The organism is Paenibacillus phytorum, from assembly GCF_013141715.1.
Lineage (GTDB): Bacteria > Bacillota > Bacilli > Paenibacillales > NBRC-103111 > Paenibacillus_E > Paenibacillus_E phytorum.
The window spans coordinates 1-1670 of record NZ_WHOA01000002.1; the positions used below are offsets into that span (position 1 = coordinate 1).

1 rRNA gene is annotated in these 1670 nt (G+C 53.9%); it reads left to right on the forward strand.

Annotated elements, in window-relative coordinates:
* A 23S ribosomal RNA gene (locus tag GC098_RS00010) occupies positions 1-1669 on the forward strand; the annotation flags it as partial.
* Between the last annotated feature and the right edge of the window lies 1 nt (position 1670).

Here is a 1670-nt window from a genome sequence, read left to right on the forward strand (position 1 = left end):
GTATGTACGTTGAATTCTGACCGTAAGGACAGGTGGAGCGCATACAAGTGAGAATGCCGGTATAAGTAACGAAAAGATCAGTGAGAATCTGATCCGCCGAAAACCTAAGGGTTCCTGAGGAAGGCTCGTCCGCTCAGGGTAAGTCGGGACCTAAGGCGAGGCCGAAAGGCGTAGTCGATGGACAACAGGTGGAAATTCCTGTACCACCGTAGCCGTTATGAGCAATGGAGTGACGCAGAAGGATAGTGACGCGAGCTGATGGATGCTCGTCCAAGCAGTGAGGCTGATGTGTAGGCAAATCCGCACATCGTAAGGCTGGGCTGTGATGGGGAGGGAAACTTTAAGTACCGAAGGTCATGAGTTCACACTGCCAAGAAAAGCTTCTAGCCAGGCGAAGGTGCCCGTACCGCAAACCGACACAGGTGGGTGAGAAGAGAATTCTAAGGCGCGCGGAAGAACTCTCGTTAAGGAACTCGGCAAAATGACCCCGTAACTTCGGGAGAAGGGGTGCCTCGGTAGGGTGAATAGCCCGAGGGGGCCGCAGTGAAAAGGCCCAAGCGACTGTTTAGCAAAAACACAGGTCTGTGCGAAGCCGCAAGGCGAAGTATACGGGCTGACGCCTGCCCGGTGCTGGAAGGTTAAGAGGAGTGGTTAGGGGCAACCCGAAGCTATGAATTGAAGCCCCAGTAAACGGCGGCCGTAACTATAACGGTCCTAAGGTAGCGAAATTCCTTGTCAGGTAAATTCTGACCCGCACGAATGGCGTAACGACTTGGGCGCTGTCTCAACGAGAGATCCGGTGAAATTTTAATACCTGTGAAGATGCAGGTTACCCGCGACAAGACGGAAAGACCCCATGGAGCTTTACTGCAGCTTGATATTGGACTTTGGTACGATCTGTACAGGATAGGTGGGAGCCTTTGAAGCCTGAGCGCCAGCTTGGGTGGAGGCATCGTTGGGATACCACCCTGATCGTATCGGAGTTCTAACCTGGTACCGTGATCCGGTATGGGGACAGTGTCAGGTGGGCAGTTTGACTGGGGCGGTCGCCTCCTAAAATGTAACGGAGGCGTTTAAAGGTTCCCTCAGAATGGTTGGAAATCATTCGCAGAGTGCAAAGGCATAAGGGAGCTTGACTGCGAGACCTACAAGTCGAGCAGGGACGAAAGTCGGACTTAGTGATCCGGTGGTACCGAATGGAAGGGCCATCGCTCAACGGATAAAAGCTACCCTGGGGATAACAGGCTTATCTCCCCCAAGAGTCCACATCGACGGGGAGGTTTGGCACCTCGATGTCGGCTCATCGCATCCTGGGGCTGAAGTAGGTCCCAAGGGTTGGGCTGTTCGCCCATTAAAGCGGTACGCGAGCTGGGTTCAGAACGTCGTGAGACAGTTCGGTCCCTATCTGTCGCGGGCGTAGGAAATTTGAGAGGAGCTGTCCTTAGTACGAGAGGACCGGGATGGACGTACCGCTGGTGTACCAGTTGTCTCGCCAGAGGCATCGCTGGGTAGCTATGTACGGAGGGGATAAGCGCTGAAAGCATCTAAGCGCGAAGCCCCCCTCAAGATGAGATTTCCCAGTATGTAAGACCCCTTGTAGACGACGAGGTTGATAGGTTCGAGGTGGAAGTGCAGCAATGCATGCAGCTGACGAATACTAATCGGTCGAG